At 62.7% G+C, this 20,181-nt stretch carries 14 protein-coding genes and 2 pseudogenes; 15 read left to right on the forward strand and 1 reads right to left on the reverse strand.

Annotated elements, in window-relative coordinates; translation table 11 throughout:
- Positions 1-6 precede the first annotated feature (6 nt).
- The 8 genes and pseudogenes from gloB to QYH69_RS21275 all read left to right on the forward strand — a co-directional run bounded on the left by gloB (position 7) and on the right by QYH69_RS21275 (position 10,375).
- Positions 7-810 (forward strand): hydroxyacylglutathione hydrolase, encoded by an 804-nt coding sequence (gene gloB / locus QYH69_RS21245; RefSeq protein WP_308833761.1) that lies wholly within the window; start codon positions 7-9, stop codon positions 808-810.
- A gap of 293 nt (positions 811-1,103) precedes the next feature.
- A complete protein-coding gene (locus QYH69_RS21250; RefSeq protein WP_308833762.1) occupies positions 1,104-2,804 on the forward strand; it encodes a transglycosylase SLT domain-containing protein in 1,701 nt (566 codons plus the stop codon).
- A 219-nt stretch (positions 2,805-3,023) separates the two neighbouring features.
- Positions 3,024-4,265, forward strand: a complete 1,242-nt coding sequence (locus QYH69_RS21255; protein WP_308833763.1) for an MFS transporter — start codon at positions 3,024-3,026, stop codon at positions 4,263-4,265.
- Between the two features lie 327 nt (positions 4,266-4,592).
- Positions 4,593-5,759 carry a glutamine-hydrolyzing carbamoyl-phosphate synthase small subunit gene (gene carA, locus QYH69_RS21260; protein WP_308833764.1) on the forward strand — a complete coding sequence of 389 codons (1,167 nt, stop codon included), beginning with the start codon at positions 4,593-4,595 and terminating at the stop codon, positions 5,757-5,759.
- 168 nt (positions 5,760-5,927) lie between these two features.
- Positions 5,928-6,584, forward strand: a pseudogene (carB, locus tag QYH69_RS36125) (carbamoyl phosphate synthase large subunit); the annotation flags it as partial.
- 74 nt (positions 6,585-6,658) lie between these two features.
- A pseudogene (gene carB, locus QYH69_RS21265) lies at positions 6,659-9,193 on the forward strand (carbamoyl-phosphate synthase large subunit); the annotation flags it as partial.
- 166 nt (positions 9,194-9,359) lie between these two features.
- Positions 9,360-9,836 carry a transcription elongation factor GreA gene (gene greA, locus QYH69_RS21270; protein ID WP_075158889.1) on the forward strand — a complete coding sequence of 159 codons (477 nt, stop codon included), beginning with the start codon at positions 9,360-9,362 and terminating at the stop codon, positions 9,834-9,836.
- Between the two features lie 23 nt (positions 9,837-9,859).
- Positions 9,860-10,375 carry a DUF4149 domain-containing protein gene (locus QYH69_RS21275; RefSeq protein WP_308833765.1) on the forward strand — a complete coding sequence of 172 codons (516 nt, stop codon included), beginning with the start codon at positions 9,860-9,862 and terminating at the stop codon, positions 10,373-10,375.
- A gap of 235 nt (positions 10,376-10,610) precedes the next feature.
- On the opposite strand, the gene QYH69_RS21280 is transcribed toward QYH69_RS21275, so the two are convergent.
- Positions 10,611-11,147 (reverse strand): YhbY family RNA-binding protein, encoded by a 537-nt coding sequence (locus QYH69_RS21280; RefSeq protein ID WP_308833766.1) that lies wholly within the window; start codon positions 11,145-11,147, stop codon positions 10,611-10,613.
- Between the two features lie 232 nt (positions 11,148-11,379).
- Between QYH69_RS21280 and QYH69_RS21285 the strand changes: the two genes are divergently transcribed.
- The 7 genes from QYH69_RS21285 (at position 11,380) to pstA (ending at position 20,174) form a co-directional block, all read left to right on the forward strand.
- A complete protein-coding gene (locus QYH69_RS21285; protein WP_075157706.1) occupies positions 11,380-12,042 on the forward strand; it encodes an RlmE family RNA methyltransferase in 663 nt (220 codons plus the stop codon).
- Between the two features lie 185 nt (positions 12,043-12,227).
- Positions 12,228-14,117, forward strand: a complete 1,890-nt coding sequence (gene ftsH, locus QYH69_RS21290) for an ATP-dependent zinc metalloprotease FtsH (protein WP_075157705.1) — start codon at positions 12,228-12,230, stop codon at positions 14,115-14,117.
- A gap of 270 nt (positions 14,118-14,387) precedes the next feature.
- A complete protein-coding gene (gene folP, locus QYH69_RS21295) occupies positions 14,388-15,188 on the forward strand; it encodes a dihydropteroate synthase (RefSeq protein WP_308833816.1) in 801 nt (266 codons plus the stop codon).
- Between the two features lie 24 nt (positions 15,189-15,212).
- A complete protein-coding gene (gene glmM, locus QYH69_RS21300; RefSeq protein WP_308833767.1) occupies positions 15,213-16,571 on the forward strand; it encodes a phosphoglucosamine mutase in 1,359 nt (452 codons plus the stop codon).
- A gap of 394 nt (positions 16,572-16,965) precedes the next feature.
- Positions 16,966-18,003 (forward strand): phosphate ABC transporter substrate-binding protein PstS, encoded by a 1,038-nt coding sequence (pstS, locus tag QYH69_RS21305; RefSeq protein ID WP_308833768.1) that lies wholly within the window; start codon positions 16,966-16,968, stop codon positions 18,001-18,003.
- Positions 18,004-18,294: 291 nt separating this feature from the next.
- Positions 18,295-19,284, forward strand: a complete 990-nt coding sequence (gene pstC, locus QYH69_RS21310) for a phosphate ABC transporter permease PstC (RefSeq protein WP_308833769.1) — start codon at positions 18,295-18,297, stop codon at positions 19,282-19,284.
- Positions 19,281-20,174 (forward strand): phosphate ABC transporter permease PstA, encoded by an 894-nt coding sequence (gene pstA / locus QYH69_RS21315; RefSeq protein ID WP_308833770.1) that lies wholly within the window; start codon positions 19,281-19,283, stop codon positions 20,172-20,174. The genes pstC and pstA overlap by 4 nt, the downstream gene beginning before the upstream one ends.
- Positions 20,175-20,181: the final 7 nt, after the last annotated feature.

Consider the following 20,181-nt stretch of genomic DNA (forward strand, 5'->3'; position numbering starts at 1 on the left):
TCGCCTATGAATTCGCTTGAATACGTACCCGTCCCGGCCTTCGAAGACAACTACATCTGGCTCGTTTCCGACGGCCGCAATGCGGTGGCGGTCGACCCGGGTGAAGCTGCCCCGGTGCAGGCCTATCTCGCGAAACGGGGCTGGCGGTTGAGCGCTATTTTACTCACGCACCATCATCGCGACCACGTCGGCGGCGTGGCCGATCTGCTAAAAGGCCAGGAGAAAGACCAGGACTTGCCTGTCTACGGCCCCGCGGGCGAATCGATCGAGCATCTGACCTACAGACTATCCCACGGCGAGCGCGTCAGCATCGCCGAACCCGCGCTCGAATTCACCGTGCTCGATGTGCCCGGCCACACGAGCGGTCACATTGCGTATTTCCAGGCGGCGGACCCGCGCGGTACGCCTCATGTTTTCTGCGGCGATACGCTGTTCGCCTGCGGTTGCGGACGGCTTTTCGAAGGCACGCCCGCGCAGATGCTCGATTCGCTCGATTCGCTCGCGGCGCTGCCCGGCGCGACCGAGGTGCATTGCGCGCACGAGTACACGTTGTCCAATATCCGTTTTGCGCTCGCATGCGAGCCCGGCAATGCCGAACTGCAGGCGTGGCGCGACGAAGCAGCCGCGCGGCGCGCGCGCAACGTGCCGACCCTGCCCACTACGATCGCCCACGAACGCGCGGTCAATCCGTTCCTGCGCGCGGGCGAACCGGCCGTTCAGGCGACGCTCGCCGACGTGCTCCACGAAGCGGTGCCGGACCGTCTTACGGCGTTTACGCTAATGCGGGAATGGAAGAACAGATTCCGATAAAGCGCTTTGAAAAGTTCCCCTGACCCAGGCGCGTCTAAGGTAATCTTCATCTGAATCATCAAAAAGCCCGCCAAGCCCCAGATTTGGCGGGCTTTTTCACACATTTCTGATTGACGGAAACCGCGCTCTTTCGTACTATCGGCTGCAAATTCCAACCGCATTTCACTCTGCGGTCCCAATCCGCCGTCTTAACTCGCATTCAGTGGGTCGTTCCGGTCGGCGGTGTTTTTCCAGTAATTCCAGCCAGCCGTTTCAGGTTGCAGTTCCAGCCTTTTCGGGAAGCCGAGACGTTCATGAGATTTATCTTTAGCGCGTTGTTGGTCCTGATGCTCGCCGCGTGCGCGAGCCAGGGGCCAACGACCGTCGGTTCCAACACCGCCACCGCCTCGAATCCCGCCACCCAGCAAGCCGTAGCCGATACCCTTCGCAAGACCGCTTCCGCCAAAGAAACCATCAACGTCGACCAGGGTTCCGTCAATCAGTTGACGAGCGCGGATAGCGATCTATGGAGCCGCATTCGTCGCGGCTTCCAGATGCCCGACCTGCAAAGCGATCTGGTCGACATGCAGGTCAACTGGTACGTGCAGCGTCCGGACTACGTGCAACGGATGACCGAGCGTTCGCAGAAGTATCTCTATCACATCGTCGAAGAACTCGAGGCGCGGCACATGCCGACCGAGCTCGCGCTGCTGCCGTTCATCGAATCCGCGTACAACCCGCAGGCGCTGTCGGTCGCGAAGGCGGCCGGCATGTGGCAGTTCGTGCCGGGCACGGGCCGCACGTACAACCTCAAGCAGAACATGTGGCAGGACGAGCGGCGCGATGTGCTCGCGTCGACGAGCGCGGCGCTCGACTATCTGTCGAAGCTGCACGACATGTTCGGCGACTGGTATCTCGCGCTCGCTGCGTACAACTGGGGCGAGGGCAATGTGCAGCGGGCGATCGCGCGCAACGAGGCGGCGGGCTTGCCGACCGACTATCAAAGCCTGCGCATGCCGATGGAAACGCGCAATTACGTGCCGAAGCTCCAGGCGGTGAAGAACATCATCGAGAACCCGCAGGTCTACGGGCTCACGTTGCCGGAAATTCCGAACCACCCGTACTTCGTCACGGTCACCACGTCGCACGATATCGACGTCGACGTCGCCGCGAAACTTGCGAACATGACGCCGGAAGAATTCCGCTCGCTGAATCCGTCGTTCAAGAAGCCCGTTATTCTCGGCGCCACGCAGCCGCAGATTCTGTTGCCATTCGACAACGCCAGCGCGTTCGAGCGCAATCTGAAGTCGTATAGCGGGTCGTTGTCGTCGTGGACCACTTATACGGTGACCGAGCGTTCGCGCCCGGCGGCGATCGCGCAGAAAATCGGCGTCGACGCGGACACGCTGATGGAGGTCAACAAGATTCCGGCAGGCATGCGCCTGAAACCGGGCTCGACGATCGTCGTGCCGCGCGGCGATGACGATGACGAGGACATCAGCGCCGACATCGCCGAGGGCGCAGTGCTCGCGATGGAGCCGGACGTTCCCGATACGCGCAAGATGCTGATCCGCGTGCGCCGTTCGCAGTCGATGTCGTCGCTCGCGAGCCGTTATGGCGTATCGGTCGGTCAACTGAAGGGCTGGAATCGCACGCATCGCAACGAAGTGCGAGCCGGCCAGGTGATCGTGCTGCACGTGCCGGTCGGCCGGCGCGTGCCGACCGAGCCGGGCCCGGAGCGGCTCGCGACGGACGTGCGCGGCGGCGGCGTGCAGAAGATCAGTGCGCACGTCGGCGGCGACAGCGCCGAAGACCGCAAGCCATCGAAGGCCGAGAAAAGCAGCCAGAAGGCGCGCGGCAAGTCGGGCGTCGTGAAGGCATCCGGGCATGCTGGCAAGACGGGCGACGTGAAAAGGGTTTCGACGGCGGCTGACGCGCCGGCCGCGAAGTCGCCGAAAGCCGCGGCGCCTAGCCGCCAGAAGACCGCGGCTAACGCGAAGAAGGGCAAGAAGTAACCAGAACAGGCGGTATGCCGAGGATGTCGAAACATGCGCTGCGGGGGCAGCGCATGCAGTGCGCTCCGATACGCCTCGTTTATCCAGCGCCGCCACCTTCGTGGCGGCGTTCTCATTTAAGCGACTTTTTCACAAATCATTTATTGTTCTGGATCCGGCCGATCTCCCGTGAGCCCCGGCCAGGCCGCCTTTGTCCATTGTTCGTCCAGTCCAGCGCCGATGTTGTCGACCCCAGTCCGCGTTTTCCTGCTGTTTTCCGCCGGCTACTTCGTTTCGTACGTGTTTCGCGGTGTCAACCTTGGGTTCGCGCCTCTCATCACGCGCGAGATGGCGCTGTCGGCCACCGACCTGGGCTTGCTGACAAGCCTCTACTTCCTCGGTTTCGCCGGTGCACAGATTCCGGCCGGCGTGCTGCTCGATCACTTTGGCTCGCGTCGCACCACGGCGGGCATGCTGCTGTTCGCGGCCGCGGGCATCTGGGTGTTCGGCGCGGCGCATGGCATCGGCGCGATGATGATCGGGCGCCTGCTGATTGGTATCGGCGTGTCGGTGTGTCTCGGTGCTGCGTTCAAGGCGCTTGCGCAACATTTTCCCGCCGCGCGCCTGCCGCTCGTCAACGGGCTCACGATGGCGGTCGGCGGTCTCGGTGGCGTGGTGGTCGGTTCGCCGCTCACATGGGTCCTCACGCTCGCGACCTGGCGCACGGTCTGTGTCGGCCTCGGCGTCATGACCGTCGTCGTGGCCCTGATCCTGTGGACCTGCGCGCCCGACACGAATAGCGCGCCGCGCCATACGACGCTGATGGGGCAGTTCAAGGGCACGGCCGATATCTTGCGTAGCGCGGCGTTCTGGAAAATCGCGTCGTTTCCCGTGATCACGCAAGGTGTGTTTTACGCGATGCAGTCGCTGTGGGTCGGTGCGTGGCTGCGCGACGTCAGCGGCTTCCAGCCGGGGCCGGCGGCGGCGCTCGTCTCGGTGCTCGGGTTCGCGATGATGGCGGGCTGCGTCGGCTTCGGCGCGGCCGCGCGCAGTCTCGAGCGGCGTGGCGTGTCGCTGTATGCGTTTTGCGGAATCGGCGGCGGCATGTTCGTCGTCACGCAATTGCTGATCATGATGAATGCGCCGCTGCCGGCCGGGCTGCTATGGGCGGCCTACGGGTTCTTCGGCGGCACGGGCATTCTGAGCTACGCGTTGCTGCCGCGGTATTTCGAGGCGCACATGATCGGCCGCGCGAACACAACCATGAACCTCGTGATCTTTCTGCTGATCTTCGGCTTTCAGGTTGGCGTCGGCGCGGTGCTGTCGCACTGGCAGGCCGTGGCGGGGCACTATCCGGCGGTCGCCCATCTGACCACGTGGGCAATCATGCTCGGCCTGCAGGTCGCCGGAGCGATATGGTACGTATTGCCGAGTCAGGTGCTGCCAAACGCCGCGCAAATGCTGGCGAAGCACCAGCCGTAAGCGCTGGCCGGCGGTTCCATGAACCGGTTCGCGTGCGGCCGGAGCTATCTCGGATTTGAAGGGAGGGGCGCTTTCGGGCTATAATTCCAAGGTTTGAGCTTATCAACCCGCACCCTAGCGCCTACCTCTTCTAAACCGTTCATCCGCCGCCGCGCCCGATGCCACGATGCCCCCGCTCATGGATGCGAATCTTGTGGATCACTGGCTGGCCGCGCCACGCGAGCGGGCTAACGCCTGCATCGGCCGATGCGCTGTCGCACCATGCGCGCACACCGGCACGAGCGGATGACCAGGTCGGCAACAGGGTGTTCCGCCAAGGAGTCCCCCGTGTTGCCGTCATTTTCTCCCGCTCTGCTCGCGCTTGCCGACGGCACGGTCTTTCGTGGTTATTCGATCGGCGCCGCCGGTCATACGATTGGTGAAGTCGTGTTCAACACGGCGATCACCGGCTATCAGGAAATCCTGACCGACCCGAGCTACGCGCAACAGATCGTCACGCTGACGTATCCGCACATCGGCAATGTCGGCGTCAACGCAGAAGACGTAGAAGCCACGAAAGTCCATGCCGCCGGCCTGATCGTCCGCGATCTGCCGGTTCTCGCGTCGAACTTCCGCATGGAGCGCACGCTGTCCGACTATCTGCGCGACGAAGGCGTCGTCGCGATCGCCGGTATCGATACGCGCAAGCTCACGCGCATTCTGCGCGACAAAGGCGCGCAGAATGGCGCCATTGTCGCCGGCTCGGATGACGAAACGAAGGCAATCGAGCTCGCGCGTTCGTTCCCCGGCCTCGCGGGCATGGACCTCGCGAAGGTCGTGTCGACGAAAACCCCGTACGAGTGGAAGCAGACCGAGTGGCGCCTCGGCAGCGGCTTCGGCATGCAGAACGCGCCGAAGTATCGCGTGGTCGCGTTCGACTACGGCGTCAAGCACAACATCCTGCGCATGCTCGCGGAGCGCGGCTGCCATGTGACGGTGCTGCCCGCCGAGGCCACCGCGGCCGACGCGTTCGCGCTCAACCCGGACGGCGTGTTCCTGTCCAACGGCCCCGGCGACCCGGAGCCGTGCGACTACGCGATCGAAGCGACGCGCGAATTCATCGCGCGCGGCATCCCGACCTTCGGCATCTGCCTTGGCCATCAGATCATGGGCCTTGCGGTCGGCGCGAAGACCATGAAGATGAAAACCGGCCACCACGGCGCGAACCATCCGGTAAAGGATCTCGCTGACGGCCGCGTCGTGATCACGTCGCAGAACCACGGCTTCGCTGTCGATGCGGCAACCTTGCCCGCGAATGCGAAAGTGACGCACGTATCGCTGTTCGACGGCACGCTGCAAGGCTTTGCGCTAACCGACAAGCCCGCGTTCTGCTTCCAGGGCCACCCGGAAGCGTCGCCTGGTCCTCACGATATCGGCTATCTGTTCGACCGCTTCACCGCGCTGATGGATGCCTGCAAACACCGCAGCACCAGCAGTCACACCGCGGCGGCATAAGCATCTCGCGTACGCGAACAGAATTCTGGCGCGCGCGTGGCGGGGCGGTAACCGCACCCGCGACTTCAGCGCGCCAACGGAAACAACCGCAGTAACCCTGCATGGGACCGGAGTAAGCGCAAAGCGCCCACTCCAGTCGACACAGCATTAGAGATTAGCGAGAGCGTTATGCCCAAGCGGACAGACATCAAAAGCATCCTCATCATCGGCGCGGGGCCGATCATCATCGGCCAGGCGTGCGAGTTCGATTACTCGGGCGCGCAGGCCTGCAAGGCGCTGCGTGAAGAAGGCTACAAGGTCATTCTCGTCAACAGCAACCCGGCGACGATCATGACCGACCCGAACACGGCCGACGTGACGTATATCGAACCGATCACGTGGGAAGTGGTCGAGCGCATCATCGCGAAGGAGCGCCCGGACGCGGTGCTGCCGACGATGGGCGGCCAGACCGCGCTCAATTGCGCGCTCGACCTGCATCACCATGGCGTGCTTGCGAAGTACGACGTCGAACTGATCGGCGCGTCGCCGGAAGCGATCGACAAGGCCGAAGACCGCCAGAAGTTCAAGGACGCGATGACGAAGATCGGCCTCGGCTCGGCGAAGTCGGGCACCGCGCATTCGATGGAAGAAGCGCTGAAGGTGCAGGCCCAGATCGCGGTCGAAACGGGCGGTATCGGCTACCCGGTCGTGATTCGACCGTCGTTCACGCTCGGCGGTTCGGGCGGCGGCATTGCGTACAACCGCGAAGAGTTCGAAGAAATCTGCAAGCGCGGTCTCGACCTGTCGCCTACGCGCGAACTGCTGATCGAAGAGTCGCAAGTCGGAGGCCAAGCGGTCTTAGGAAGACAAAACATTCTACCAACTCCTTGGCTCACAGAACGACATGGCTACGATCCGACTTCGAGAACCTCGATCCGATGGGCATCCATACCGGCGATTCGATCACGGTCGCGCCGGCGCAAACGCTCACCGACAAGGAATATCAGATCCTGCGCAACGCGTCGCTTGCGGTGCTGCGCGAGATCGGCGTCGACACGGGCGGTTCGAACGTGCAGTTCGCGATCAATCCGAAAGACGGCCGCATGATCGTCATCGAGATGAACCCGCGCGTATCGCGTTCGTCGGCGCTCGCATCGAAAGCAACGGGCTTTCCAATCGCGAAAGTCGCGGCGAAGCTCGCGGTCGGCTACACGCTCGACGAACTGAAGAACGAGATTACCGGCGGTCAGACGCCGGCGTCGTTCGAGCCGACGATCGACTATGTCGTCACGAAAATCCCGCGCTTCGCGTTCGAAAAATTCCGCGAGGCCGATCCGCGTTTGACCACGCAAATGAAGTCGGTCGGCGAAGTGATGGCGATCGGCCGCACGTTCCAGGAATCGTTCCAGAAGGCGCTGCGCGGTCTCGAAGTCGGCGTCGACGGGCTCGACGAGAAGACCACGAGCCGCGACGAAGTGATTCGCGAGATCGGCGAGGCGGGTCCGGATCGCATCTGGTATGTCGGCGATGCGTTCCGCCTCGGTCTGACGCCGCAGGAAGTGTTCGAGGAAACCGCGATCGACCCGTGGTTCCTCGCGCAGATCGAGCAGATCGTGCTGAAGGAGAAGGCGCTCGAAGGACGCACGCTCGCAAGCGTGTCCGCGGACGAGTTGCGCTATCTGAAGCAAAGCGGTTTCTCGGACCGGCGTCTGGCGAAGCTGTTGAAGGCGAGGCCTGCAGAAGTCCGCGCGCGCCGTATCGAGCTGAACGTGCGGCCGGTGTACAAGCGCGTCGACACATGCGCTGCCGAGTTCGCGACGAAGACCGCGTATATGTACTCGACGTATGAAGAAGAGTGCGAAGCGAACCCGACGAACAACAAAAAGATCATGGTGCTCGGCGGCGGTCCGAACCGGATCGGCCAGGGCATCGAGTTCGACTATTGCTGTGTGCATGCGGCGCTTGCGATGCGCGAAGACGGCTATGAGACGATCATGGTCAACTGCAATCCCGAGACCGTTTCGACCGACTACGACACCTCGGATCGTCTGTATTTCGAACCGCTCACGCTCGAAGACGTGCTCGAAATCGTCGACAAGGAAAAACCGCTCGGCGTGATCGTGCAATATGGCGGTCAGACGCCGCTGAAGCTCGCACTCGATCTCGAGGCGAACGGTGTGCCGATCATCGGCACGTCGCCCGACATGATCGACGCGGCGGAAGACCGCGAGCGTTTCCAGAAGCTTCTGCAGCAACTGCAACTGCGCCAGCCGCCGAACCGCACCGCGCGCAACGAGGACGAAGCGCTGAAGCTCGCCGATGAAATCGGCTATCCGCTCGTCGTGCGCCCGTCGTATGTGCTCGGCGGCCGCGCGATGGAGATCGTGCATGAGCCGCGCGATCTCGAGCGTTATATGCGCGAAGCAGTGAAGGTCAGCCACGATTCGCCCGTGCTGCTCGACCGCTTCCTCAACGACGCGATCGAATGCGACGTCGATTGCATTTCCGATGGCGACGCGGTGTTTATCGGCGGCGTGATGGAGCACATCGAGCAGGCCGGCGTGCACTCGGGCGACTCGGCGTGTTCGCTGCCGCCGTATTCGCTGTCGCAGGAAACGGTTGCCGAACTGAAGCGCCAGACCGCCGCGATGGCGAAGGCACTGAATGTGGTCGGTCTGATGAACGTGCAGTTCGCGATCCAGCAGGTGCCGCAGGAAGACGGCTCGAAGCGCGATGTGATCTACGTGCTCGAGGTGAATCCGCGTGCGTCGCGCACGGTGCCGTATGTATCGAAGGCAACGAGCCTGCCGCTCGCGAAGATCGCCGCGCGCGCGATGGTCGGTCAGAAGCTCGCGCAGCAGGGCGTGACGAAGGAGGTCGAACCGCCGTACTTCAGCGTGAAGGAGGCGGTGTTCCCGTTCATCAAATTTCCGGCCGTCGACCCGGTGCTCGGACCGGAAATGCGTTCGACCGGCGAGGTGATGGGCGTGGGCCGCACGTTCGGCGAGGCGCTCTTCAAGTCGCAGCTCGCTGCTGGCTCGCGCTTGCCCGAGTCGGGCACGGTGCTGCTGACGGTCATGGACGCCGACAAGCCGAAGGCGGTCGAAGTCGCGCGCATGCTGCATGAGTTGGGCTACCCGCTCGTCGCCACGAAGGGCACGGCCGCGGCGATCGAAGCGGCCGGCGTGCCGGTGCGCGTCGTCAACAAGGTGAAGGACGGCCGCCCGCATATCGTCGATATGATCAAGAACGGCGAGATCGCGCTTGTGTTCACGACCGTCGACGAAACGCGCGCGGCGATCGCCGATTCGCGTTCGATCCGCATGAGCGCGCAGGCGAACAAGGTCACGTACTACACGACCATGTCGGGCGCGCGGGCGGCGGTCGAGGGTCTGCGGTATCTGAAGGATCTCGAGGTCTATGATTTACAAGGGCTTCATGCTCGCCTAAACTAAGGCTTCGAATCTCTGTCGAAGCTGTATGTGCCGCGGTTAAGCGGCGTCCCTGAAGGTACCGGATCGGGCTCTTGTACGAGCGCCACGGCATCGTGTACCTCTTTGGGGATGCACTTAACCGCGGTTGATTTTTTTTGAAGGCCGTTTTTTTGCCAAAGAGTTGTTTATGAGCACTATTCCCTTGACGAAACGCGGCGCTGACAAGTTGCGCGATGAATTGCAGCGCCTGAAATCGGTTGAACGTCCTGCGGTCATCAATTCGATCGCGGAAGCGCGTGCCCAGGGCGATCTGTCGGAAAACGCCGAATACGACGCAGCGAAAGAGAAGCAGGGCTTTATCGAAGGGCGTATCGCCGATATCGAATCGAAGCTTGCCGCTGCCCAGGTCATCGACCCGGCCGCGCTCGATGCGGATGGGCGCGTCGTGTTTGCGGCGACCGTCGAACTCGAAGATCTCGATAGCGGCGATGCGGTCACCTATCAAATCGTCGGCGACGACGAAGCGGATCTCGAGCACGGCCTGATTTCGGTCAGTTCGCCGATCGCGCGCGCGCTGATCGGTAAGTCCGAAGGCGACGTCGCATCGGTGCAGGCCCCGAGCGGCGTGCGCGAATACGAGATCATCTCGGTTCGCTACGTCTGAGCGACATACGCCAGGTGCCCTCGATGCCGCATCGAATTTTCCGGCTGTTGACGGTCGTGTGGGTCGGCAGTCTGCTGACCATCGGTTATGCGGTCGCGCCTGTGCTGTTCGCTTCGCTCGATCGCATCACGGCGGGTTCCGTTGCCGCGCAACTGTTTCGGATCGAAGGCCTGATCGGCGTTGTGTGCGGCGTGTTGCTGCTCGCGCTGTGCAATGTACTGATTCGTCGCGACGAAGTTGTCTATAAACGGCTACGCTGGCTTGTGGCCGGCATGCTTGTGTGCGTGCTTGTCGGATATTTCGCGCTGCAGCCGTTTATGAATGCGCTGCGCATTGCCGCGCAGGAAGCGGGCACCGATGTCGGCCACTCGGCCTACGCCGGCCGCTTCGGCATGCTTCACGGCGTATCGAGTCTGTTCTATCTGATCGAGAGCGTGCTGGCGCTCGTCCTCGTGTGGAAATTGCCGACCGCTACAGCGTCGGCAGCGTCTGGGACGCACGTGGGATCGACTGCAGGTCGCCCAAAAGCGGCTGGCTGAAACGTCGGCATTCGCGCCGCGTGTTGTGCGGCTTCTTCTGCGCAAAGTCGAATTGGAACCCGAGGTGCGCGGAGGCGGCTCGGCGATGGCCAGCGATAACAGTGCACGATGATGCTGTTTGCGCCCGTTTCCACCCCGTGTGCACGCGCTTCTTATTGCACAGGCCTAGCCCGTGTCACCTCTGCGCTGCGCTTCGCCGCGACGTTTCGTCGCAGCCGCAGAAGCGTCATACCGGTTACTTCGTCGATTGATGCTGGCGCTTCGCGCTGCTCTGCCGTTTCTTCGCGCGCTTGATGTTGCCGCCCGCGGTAACGCGTTCGTTGCCGCGTACCAGTACCTTTTGCGGTTTTGGACGGCGCATCGGGTTATCGGGGGACACCTTGACGACCTTGACGACGCGTGGTGCCCGGCCTTGCGCGGACGCTTTTTCAGCAGCGGCGGCTTCGCCCGCGCTCGGCAACGCATTGCGACGCGGCGCTCGGGTTGCAGGGCGCGCGGCTTCGGGCTTCCAGATCACGAGCAGCTTTCCGATATGCTGAATCGGCGCGGCGTCGAGGCGATCGCAGATCTCGTCGTAGATCGCGACGCGTTCCTCGCGCTCGTCGCCGAATACGCGAATCTTGATCAGTTCATGGGCGACGAGGTGGACCTCGATTTCGGCCAGCACGGGATCGGTCAAGCCCTCGGCGCCTACGAGCACGACGGGTTTGAGCGCATGAGCCTGCGAGCGCAGCGCGGCGCGTTGTTCGGAGGAGACTTTGAGGGCTGGCATGGAAAGTGAGGGACTCGACTAAAATGGCACGCTGCGGCCGCGCGCGGCTCGTTGCGGTGCGCGCGATGAGCATTCGTATGACCGCGGCGCAAACCGCGGCGCACATATATCCGCGGCAGAAGGCGCAATCCTTACAGGATCGACCCGGAAGCGGCGCACGCGCTGGTTGTGCAGATTAAACGCGTATTATCCGCTAAAAGCGCGGTATCACGCAGCAAAAGTTCAACGATTAATGGCAAAAAACCGCTTCAACCAGTCATGGCTGCACGACCATATCAACGATCCGTACGTCAAAATGGCGCAACGGGAAGGCTATCGTGCCCGTGCGGCCTACAAGCTGAAGGAAATCGACGAGCAGGACAGGCTGATCCGCCCGGGCCAGGTCATCGTCGACCTCGGCGCCGCGCCCGGCAGCTGGAGCCAGTACGCGCGCAACAAGCTCGCGCAAAGTCCGCGGCGCGACGCGTCGCGTGAAGGCGGCATCGACGGCACGATCATCGCGCTCGATCTGCTGCCGATGGAGCCGATTGCAGATGTGCACTTCATTCAGGGCGATTTCCGCGAGGAGAGTGTGCTCGAACAACTTGAAGAAGTGGTCGGTGAGCGCCTCGTCGATCTTGTAATTTCGGATATGGCGCCCAATCTGTCTGGGGTTGCGGTGGCGGATGCCGCGCGAATCGAGCATGTATGCGACCTCGCGCTGGAGTTCTCACAGAATCACCTGAAGCCGGATGGTGCCCTTTTAGTCAAATGTTTTCACGGCAGCGGTTACAGCCAGATTGTCGAGAAGTTCAAGCAGCAATTTAAGACGGTGGCGGCCCGCAAACCGAAAGCGTCGCGGGACAAATCGTCCGAGACGTTTATTTTGGGCAAACATTTGAAGCGTCCCCGTTGAAAAAAGCGATTCAAATGCCAGCTTGTTATTTTCAATGTGCCGGAAAACGGCGCCGGCGCGGTGCGGCTCTCGCTATATATGCCGTAGCGAATGCTTATGGCAGGGGTCTGCGGTCTGGATTAGAATGCCTGAGTGGTGCCGCAAGGCAAATGTAGGCGCTTGTCTATGAGTGAAGGAGTGGTGCTTTGAACAACAACATGTTTTCCAAGGCGGCAGTGTGGCTGGTTATCGCACTGGTGCTGTTTACGGTGTTCAAGCAGTTCGACAAGCCCCGTGTCCAGGAAGGCGTTTCCTATTCGCAGTTCATGGACGATGCGAAAAGCGGCAAGGTCAAGAGCGTCATCGTCCAGGGCCGTAATCTGACGGTAACCCCGGCGGATGGCCAGAAGTATCAGATCGTGTCGCCCGGCGACATCTGGATGGTCGGCGACCTCATGAAGTATGGCGTTCAGGTCAGCGGCAAGGCCGACGACGAACCGAACGCACTCGTTTCCGCGTTGTACTACCTCGGACCAACGATCCTCATTATCGGCTTCTGGTTCTACATGATGAGGCAGATGCAGGGGGGCGGCAAAGGCGGGGCCTTCTCGTTCGGGAAATCCCGGGCGCGCCTGATTGACGAGAACAACAACGCAATCAATTTCTCCGACGTCGCCGGCTGCGACGAAGCAAAGGAAGAAGTGTCCGAACTGGTCGACTTCCTGCGCGATCCACAAAAGTTTCAGAAGCTGGGGGGGCGGATTCCGCGCGGCGTGCTGTTGGTCGGCCCGCCGGGAACCGGTAAAACGCTGCTCGCGCGCGCAATTGCCGGCGAAGCGAAAGTGCCGTTCTTCAGCATCTCGGGTTCGGACTTCGTCGAAATGTTCGTCGGTGTCGGCGCGGCACGTGTGCGCGACATGTTCGAGCAGGCGAAGAAGCACGCACCTTGCATCGTGTTCATCGACGAAATCGACGCGGTCGGTCGCCATCGCGGCGCCGGCATGGGCGGCGGCAACGACGAGCGCGAACAGACGCTGAACCAGATGCTTGTCGAGATGGACGGCTTCGAGGCGAACTCGGGCGTGATCGTGATCGCTGCGACGAACCGCTCGGACGTACTCGACAAGGCGCTGTTGCGCCCGGGCCGTTTCGACCGCCAGGTGTACGTGGGCTTGCCCGATATTCGCGGCCGTGAGCACATCATGAAGGTGCACTTGCGCAAGGTGCCGATCGCGAACGATGTCGACGCGGCAGTGATCGCACGTGGTACACCGGGCTTTTCGGGCGCCGATCTCGCGAATCTTGTCAACGAAGCGGCGCTGTTTGCCGCGCGTCGCGGCAAACGCATCGTGGAGATGCAAGATTTCGAAGACGCGAAGGACAAGATTTTCATGGGTCCGGAGCGCAAGTCGGCGGTGATCCGCGAAGACGCAAAGCGGGCGACGGCTTACCACGAGTCTGGCCACGCGGTTATCGCGAAGCTGCTGCCGAAGGCGGACCCGGTGCACAAGGTCACGATCATTCCGCGCGGTCGTGCGCTCGGCGTCACCTGGCAGTTGCCGGAGCATGACAACGAAACGTACTCGAAGGAATATCTGCTCGATCGCCTCGCCATCCTGTTCGGCGGCCGTGTGGCCGAAGAGCTGTTCCTGAACCTGATCAGCACCGGCGCATCCGACGACTTCAACAAGGCGACGGCGACGGCCCGTGCGATGGTCGCGCGCTTCGGCATGACCGACGCGTTGGGACCGATGGTCTATGTCGACGACGAAAACGATGCGTCGCCGTTTGGCCGGGGCTTCACGCGTACGATTTCGGAAGCGACGCAGCAGAAGGTCGATGCTGAAATCCGCAGCGTGCTCGATCAGCAGTACAACCTCGCGAAGCGTCTGCTCAACGAGAACCGCGACAAGGTCGAGGCGATGACCGCAGCCTTGATGGAATGGGAAACGATCGACGCCGATCAGATTAACGACATCATGGCCGGCCGACCGCCGCGTTCGCCGAAGAGCACGCCGTCGCCGGGCGATGCGCCTTCGGGCGGCAGCAGCCCGGGCGCTGAAGTCAAGCCGGGCAGCGCTACCGCGCCGGCCTGATCGAGGCCAACTCAGTCATACGGGCCGGTGCCAATCACACCGGCCCGTTTTGTATTCTCTGCGCCTTATCGGCTCAGCCCGAACGAGTCCAAACAAACAACGGGCGGATCCCGCCGGTTTCGCGTGAGCGGTCCCATAAAGCCGGTTGGTCAACCCGGGTTCACTCAACTACACGCTCTCCCATTCGTGTCCACCGACGCAACTTCCAGACAACGCGCCGAACCGCTGCAATGTGGCCGTTTTTCGCTGCCGCTCGAGCGGCCGCTCGTCATGGGCATTCTCAATGTCACGCCCGATTCGTTCTCGGACGGCGGCCGTTACGTCGCACAAGGCGAAGCGCTGCGCCAGGCTGAGCGGATGCTGCTCGAAGGCGCCGACATCATCGATATCGGCGGCGAGTCGACGCGGCCAGGCGCGCCGCCCGTCGCACTCGATGACGAGCTGGCGCGCGTCATTCCACTGGTGGAACAATTGCGCGGTGCGAACGTGCCGTTATCGATCGATACGTATAAGCCCGAAGTCATGCGCGCCGCGCTTGCAGCCGGCGCCGACATGATCAACGATATCTGGGCTTTCCGGATGCCCGGCGCGATCGACGCGGTGCGTGGCAGCGGCTGCGCTTTGTGCGCGATGCATATGCTCGGCGAGCCGCGCACGATGCAGGTCGGCGAGCCTGTCTATCGCGACGTCGTCGCCGATGTTCGCGCGTTCCTTGTCGAACGCACGGAAGCGCTGCTACAAGCTGGGGTCGCGCGGCCGCGTCTCGTCGTCGATCCGGGATTTGGTTTCGGCAAGACAGTCGAGCAGAATTACACTTTGCTTGCGCACTTGCCCGACATCGCACCAGGCGGCGCCTCGCCGCTACCGATCCTCGCTGGCATGTCGCGCAAGTCGATGCTCGGCGCGGTCACTGGCCGCAACGCGGCCAGCGAGCGGGTGGCGGCAAGCATTGCAGCCGCGGTGTGTGCGGCTGAGCGCGGCGCGGTGATCATTCGCGTGCATGACGTCGCGCAAACGGTGGACGCACTGAAGATATGGTCGGCAACGTGTGCCGCGGCGCGCCGCAGCTGACTCCACAAACAGGAAAACTCAACAATGACACGGCGCTACTTCGGTACAGATGGCATTCGGGGCAAAGTCGGCGACGCGCCGATCACGCCGGATTTCGTATTGCGGCTCGGCTATGCGGCCGGCAAGGTGCTGGCGGGCGCCGATCGCTGGGCGAAAAGCGGCACGCGCCCGACGGTCCTGATCGGCAAAGACACGCGCGTGTCGGGCTATATGCTCGAAGCGGCGCTCGAGTCGGGCTTCTCGGCCGCCGGCGTCGACGTGATGCTTGCGGGCCCGATGCCGACGCCGGGCGTCGCGTATCTCACGCGGGCGCTGCGGCTCGCGGCGGGCGTCGTGATCAGCGCATCGCACAATCCGTACTACGATAACGGCATCAAGTTTTTTTCCGCGGACGGCAACAAGCTGCCGGACGAAGTCGAAGCGCAGATCGAGCAGCAACTCGAACAGCCGCTCGATTGCGCGCCGTCGGAGCAACTCGGCAAGGCGAGGCGCCTCGACGATGCAGCCGGCCGCTACATCGAATTCTGCAAGAGCACGTTCCCGGCGAACTACGACCTGCATGGCATGAAGCTCGTCGTCGATTGCGCGCACGGCGCCGCGTATGACGTCGCGCCGCACGTGTTCCACGAACTCGGCGCGGACGTGGTGCCGATCGGCGTCGCGCCGAACGGTTTCAATATCAACGACGGCGTCGGCGCGACCGCGCCCGATGCGCTGATGCGCGCGGTGCGGGCCAACAACGCGGACCTCGGTATCGCGCTCGATGGCGATGCCGACCGGCTGCAGGTCGTCGATTCGACGGGCCGCCTCTTTAACGGCGACGAACTGCTGTATGTGCTCGTCAAGGATCGCATTTCGACCGACGGCAAAGTCGACGGCGCAGTCGGCACGCTGATGACGAACATGGCCGTCGAAGTCGCGCTGCAGCGCGAGGGCGTGGAATTCGTGCGCGCGGCGGTCGGCGACCGCTATGTGCTCGAAAAATTGCGCGAGCGCGGCTGGCAGCTGGGTGCCGAGGGCTCGGGGCACATCCTGTCGCTGGACCGCCATTCGACCGGCGACGGCATCGTCTCCGCGCTGCTCGTGCTCGCGGCCATGCAGCGCAGCGGCAAATCGCTTGCGCAATTGCTCGACGGCGTGACGCTATTCCCGCAGAAACTGATCAACGTGCGCATGCAGCCCGGTTCCGACTGGAAAGGCAGCGATGCCATCCAACGCGCGATTAGCGCGGCACAGGACGCGCTCGACGGCAGCGGACGTGTGCTGATTCGCGCCTCGGGCACCGAGCCCGTGTTGCGTGTGATGGTCGAGGCCGCGCGCGAACAGGATGCGCTCGGGCATGCGGAAGCGATCGCGGACGTCGTCCGGCGCGCGACCGCCTGATCCGTCGTCACCGCCGGCCGCCGCGGCCATCCTCGCACCCTGGCGGTGCGTATCGCGACCCCGGTCGCGTCTTTTGTCGGAATATTTTCACGCTGCGGCCGCCTTTCACGGGCCGCGGCATGAACACGCCGTCCGCGTGCGCCATTGCGATGCTAACGGCGCCGTCAGCTTCCCCGCAAACCGCATGAAGCGGAACCTTCATGCAAACCAACGAGCACGGTTCAGCCCGAATGCATATCCAGAACTGCGCGTATATGCATACAGCCACTTTGCGCAATCCTTTCGATTGTGTAATGTTTTTGTCACGCGAGTTTCACGGACAGTCACATTACTGTCACAGGGAGACCCTATTCTTCGCGGTGTCGTGTCATCCGCTCACACCACTGGAGGTCTCATGAAATTGATGCAAACCGCGTTCGCTGGCATTGCTGGCGCGCTCTTCGCGATCGCAGCGCATGCAGCAACGGATATTACCGGCGCGGGCAGCACCTTTGCAGCACCGATTTACACGAAATGGGCGGACGCCTATCAGAAGAGCGGCGGCGGCAAGGTCAACTACCAGGGCATCGGTTCCTCCGGTGGTATCAAGCAGATCATTGCAAAGACGGTCGATTTTGCCGGTTCGGACGCTCCGCTGAAGGATGACGACCTCGCGAAAGACGGTCTGTTCCAGTTCCCGACGGTCGTCGGCGGCGTGGTGCCCGTCGTCAATCTGCCGGGCGTGAAGCCCGGCGAAATCGTGCTGTCGGGCGAAGTGCTCGGCGACATTTATCTGGGCAAGATCAAGAAGTGGAACGACCCGGCCATCGCCGCGCTGAACCCGAAGGTCAAACTGCCGGATACGGACATCGCCGTGGTGCGCCGCGCGGACGGTTCGGGCACGACCTTTATCTGGTCGAACTACCTGTCGAAGGTCAACAACGAGTGGAAGACGAAAGTCGGCGAAGGCACGACGGTCAACTGGCCGACGGGCACGGGCGGCAAGGGTAACGACGGCGTCGCGGCGTTCGTGCAGCGTCTGCCGGGCGCGGTCGGCTACGTCGAGTGGGCCTACGCGAAGCAGAACCACATGACATATACGGCAATGAAGAACGAGTCGGGCGCGGTGGTCGAGCCGAAGACGGAAACGTTCAAGGCAGCCGCAGCCGGCGCCGACTGGTCGAAGACGTTCTATCAGATCCTGACGAACGAGCCGGGCAAGGACGCATGGCCGGTCGTCGGCGCGACGTTCGTGCTGCTGCATACGACGCAGGACAAGCCGTCCGAAGGCGCGGAAACGCTGAAGTTCTTCGACTGGGCGTTCAAGAATGGCGGCCAGGCTGCTGCGGATCTCGACTACATCTCGCTGCCGCAATCGGTGGTCGACCAGATCAAGTCGCAGTGGAAGACGAAAGTGAAGGACGCGTCGGGCAAGTCGCTCGCAGCGGAGTAAGCTGAATTGATGTAGTGAAGCCGGAATGCGAAACGCGCGTTCCGGCTCGACCAGATGCCGCGGAGCACATCCGCGGCATACTGCGCGGTACACTGCGCGGCTCCATGCGCAGTCGCGTCGTTTCGCGTAAGTCGGCGCAGGAAGATCGGCCGAGGTAGTGGTTGGCCGTCAGGTTGGCATCAGCGCGTGGGCAACTCGTCTTGCATCGACGCGCGGGCGTGCAGTAACCCGCAGTACACGCTGTCCGGCATCCTGCCGCGCGGCATCCGGAAACAGTTTCGACAGGCTCCCATGTCCGACATTCCAATTGTGTCGAACCCGCCAGGCAGCGCAGCGCAGCAGAAAGCGCCCAGCCGCACCGGCGATGTTATCTTCGGCGGCCTTGCGCGGCTTGCCGCTATCGTTACCTTATTGTTGCTCGGTGGCATTATTGTGTCGCTGATCATCGCGTCATTGCCGACCATCGAGAAGTTCGGCCTGAGCTTCCTCTGGACGGCCGACTGGGATCCGCCTTCCGAGCAGTTCGGCGCGCTGGTGCCGATTTACGGCACGATCGCGACGTCGATCATCGCGCTCATTATCGCGGTGCCGGTCAGCTTCGGCATTGCGCTGTTCCTCACGGAATTGTCTCCCGCGTGGCTGCGCCGGCCGCTGGGCATCGCGATCGAACTGCTCGCCGCGATTCCTTCGATCGTCTACGGCATGTGGGGTCTGCTCGTGTTTGCGCCGATCTTCGCGACGTGGTTCGAAAAGCCGCTCGGCACGCTGCTCTCGGGCGTGCCGATCGTCGGTGCGCTGTTCAGGGGCGCGCCGATCGGCATCGGCATTCTCTGCGCGGGCGTGATTCTCGCAATCATGATCATCCCGTACATTGCATCGGTGATGCGCGACGTATTCGAAGTCACGCCCGTGCTGCTGAAGGAGTCCGCATACGGCATCGGCTGCACGACGTGGGAAGTGATGTGGAAGATCGTGCTGCCGTTCACGAAGAACGGCGTGATCGGCGGTGTCATGCTGGGCCTCGGCCGCGCGCTCGGCGAGACGATGGCCGTGACGTTCGTGATCGGCAACACGAACCTGCTCGACAACGTATCGCTGTTTTCACCGGGCAACAGCATCACGTCGGCACTCGCCAACGAGTTCGCCGAAGCGGGCCCGGGCTTGCATACCGCGGCGCTGATGGAACTCGGTCTGATCCTGTTCGTGATCACCTTCATCGTGCTCGCGATTTCCAAACTGATGCTGTTGCGTCTCGAGAAAGGGGAGGGCACGAAGCGATGAGCCAGCCTCTGAACATGCCCGGCATGGCCGACGCGGCCACGCTCGAAAGGACCCGCAACAAGCTGCAAAAGCGCCGCCGGATCACCAACGCGGTGGCGCTCACGCTGTCGCTCGCGGCGATGGCATTCGGCCTGCTGTGGCTGATCTGGATTCTCTACACGACGCTGCGCCTCGGCGTCGGCGGCCTGTCGATCGATCTTTTCACGCAGTCGACGCCGCCGCCGAATACCGATGGCGGCGGTCTCGCGAACGCGATCGTCGGCAGCTTGCTGCTCTGTGTGCTCGCCACCGTGATCGGCACGCCAATCGGCATCATGGCCGGCGTCTATCTCGCCGAGTACGGCCAGAAGGGCGCGCTTGCAAGCATCACGCGCTTTATCAACGACATCCTGCTGTCGGCGCCGTCGATCGTCGTCGGTCTGTTCGTGTACGCGCTCGTCGTCGCGAAGATGGGGCACTTCAGCGGCTGGGCCGGTGTCGTTTCGCTTGGCTTGCTGCAGATTCCGATCGTGATCCGCACCACCGAGAACATGCTCAAACTCGTGCCGAACGCGCTGCGCGAAGCGGCCTTCGCGCTCGGCACGCCGAAGTGGAAGATGGTGCTGTCGATCACGCTCAAGGCGTCGCTCGCCGGCATCGTGACCGGCGTGCTGCTCGCGGTCGCGCGCATTGCCGGCGAAACCGCGCCGCTGCTCTTCACGGCGCTGTCGAATCAGTTCTTCACGTGGGACATGAACCAGCCGATGGCGAACCTGCCCGTCACGATCTTCAAGTTCGCGATGAGCCCGTTTGCGCAGTGGCAGTCGCTCGCATGGGCCGGTGTGTTCCTCATTACGCTCGGCGTGCTTGGGTTGAATATCCTCGCGCGTACGATCTTCTCGAATAAGTAAGGGCGGA

Source organism: Paraburkholderia sp. SARCC-3016 (assembly GCF_031119615.1).
Lineage (GTDB): Bacteria > Pseudomonadota > Gammaproteobacteria > Burkholderiales > Burkholderiaceae > Paraburkholderia.

What these genes read in the sequence shown, in the direction of transcription:
- pstS (WP_308833768.1), top strand. Translation starts at nt 16,966, where the DNA reads ATGAAATTGATGCAAACCGCGTTCGCTGGCATTGCTGGCGCGCTCTTC.
- QYH69_RS21255 (WP_308833763.1), top strand. Translation starts at nt 3,024, where the DNA reads ATGTTGTCGACCCCAGTCCGCGTTTTCCTGCTGTTTTCCGCCGGCTAC.
- QYH69_RS21285 (WP_075157706.1), top strand. Translation starts at nt 11,380, where the DNA reads ATGGCAAAAAACCGCTTCAACCAGTCATGGCTGCACGACCATATCAAC.
- pstC (WP_308833769.1), top strand. Translation starts at nt 18,295, where the DNA reads ATGTCCGACATTCCAATTGTGTCGAACCCGCCAGGCAGCGCAGCGCAG.
- QYH69_RS21275 (WP_308833765.1), top strand. Translation starts at nt 9,860, where the DNA reads ATGCCGCATCGAATTTTCCGGCTGTTGACGGTCGTGTGGGTCGGCAGT.
- glmM (WP_308833767.1), top strand. Translation starts at nt 15,213, where the DNA reads ATGACACGGCGCTACTTCGGTACAGATGGCATTCGGGGCAAAGTCGGC.
- pstA (WP_308833770.1), top strand. Translation starts at nt 19,281, where the DNA reads ATGAGCCAGCCTCTGAACATGCCCGGCATGGCCGACGCGGCCACGCTC.
- gloB (WP_308833761.1), top strand. Translation starts at nt 7, where the DNA reads ATGAATTCGCTTGAATACGTACCCGTCCCGGCCTTCGAAGACAACTAC.
- QYH69_RS21250 (WP_308833762.1), top strand. Translation starts at nt 1,104, where the DNA reads ATGAGATTTATCTTTAGCGCGTTGTTGGTCCTGATGCTCGCCGCGTGC.
- folP (WP_308833816.1), top strand. Translation starts at nt 14,388, where the DNA reads ATGGGCATTCTCAATGTCACGCCCGATTCGTTCTCGGACGGCGGCCGT.
- greA (WP_075158889.1), top strand. Translation starts at nt 9,360, where the DNA reads ATGAGCACTATTCCCTTGACGAAACGCGGCGCTGACAAGTTGCGCGAT.
- QYH69_RS21280 (WP_308833766.1), bottom strand. Translation starts at nt 11,147, where the DNA reads ATGCCAGCCCTCAAAGTCTCCTCCGAACAACGCGCCGCGCTGCGCTCG.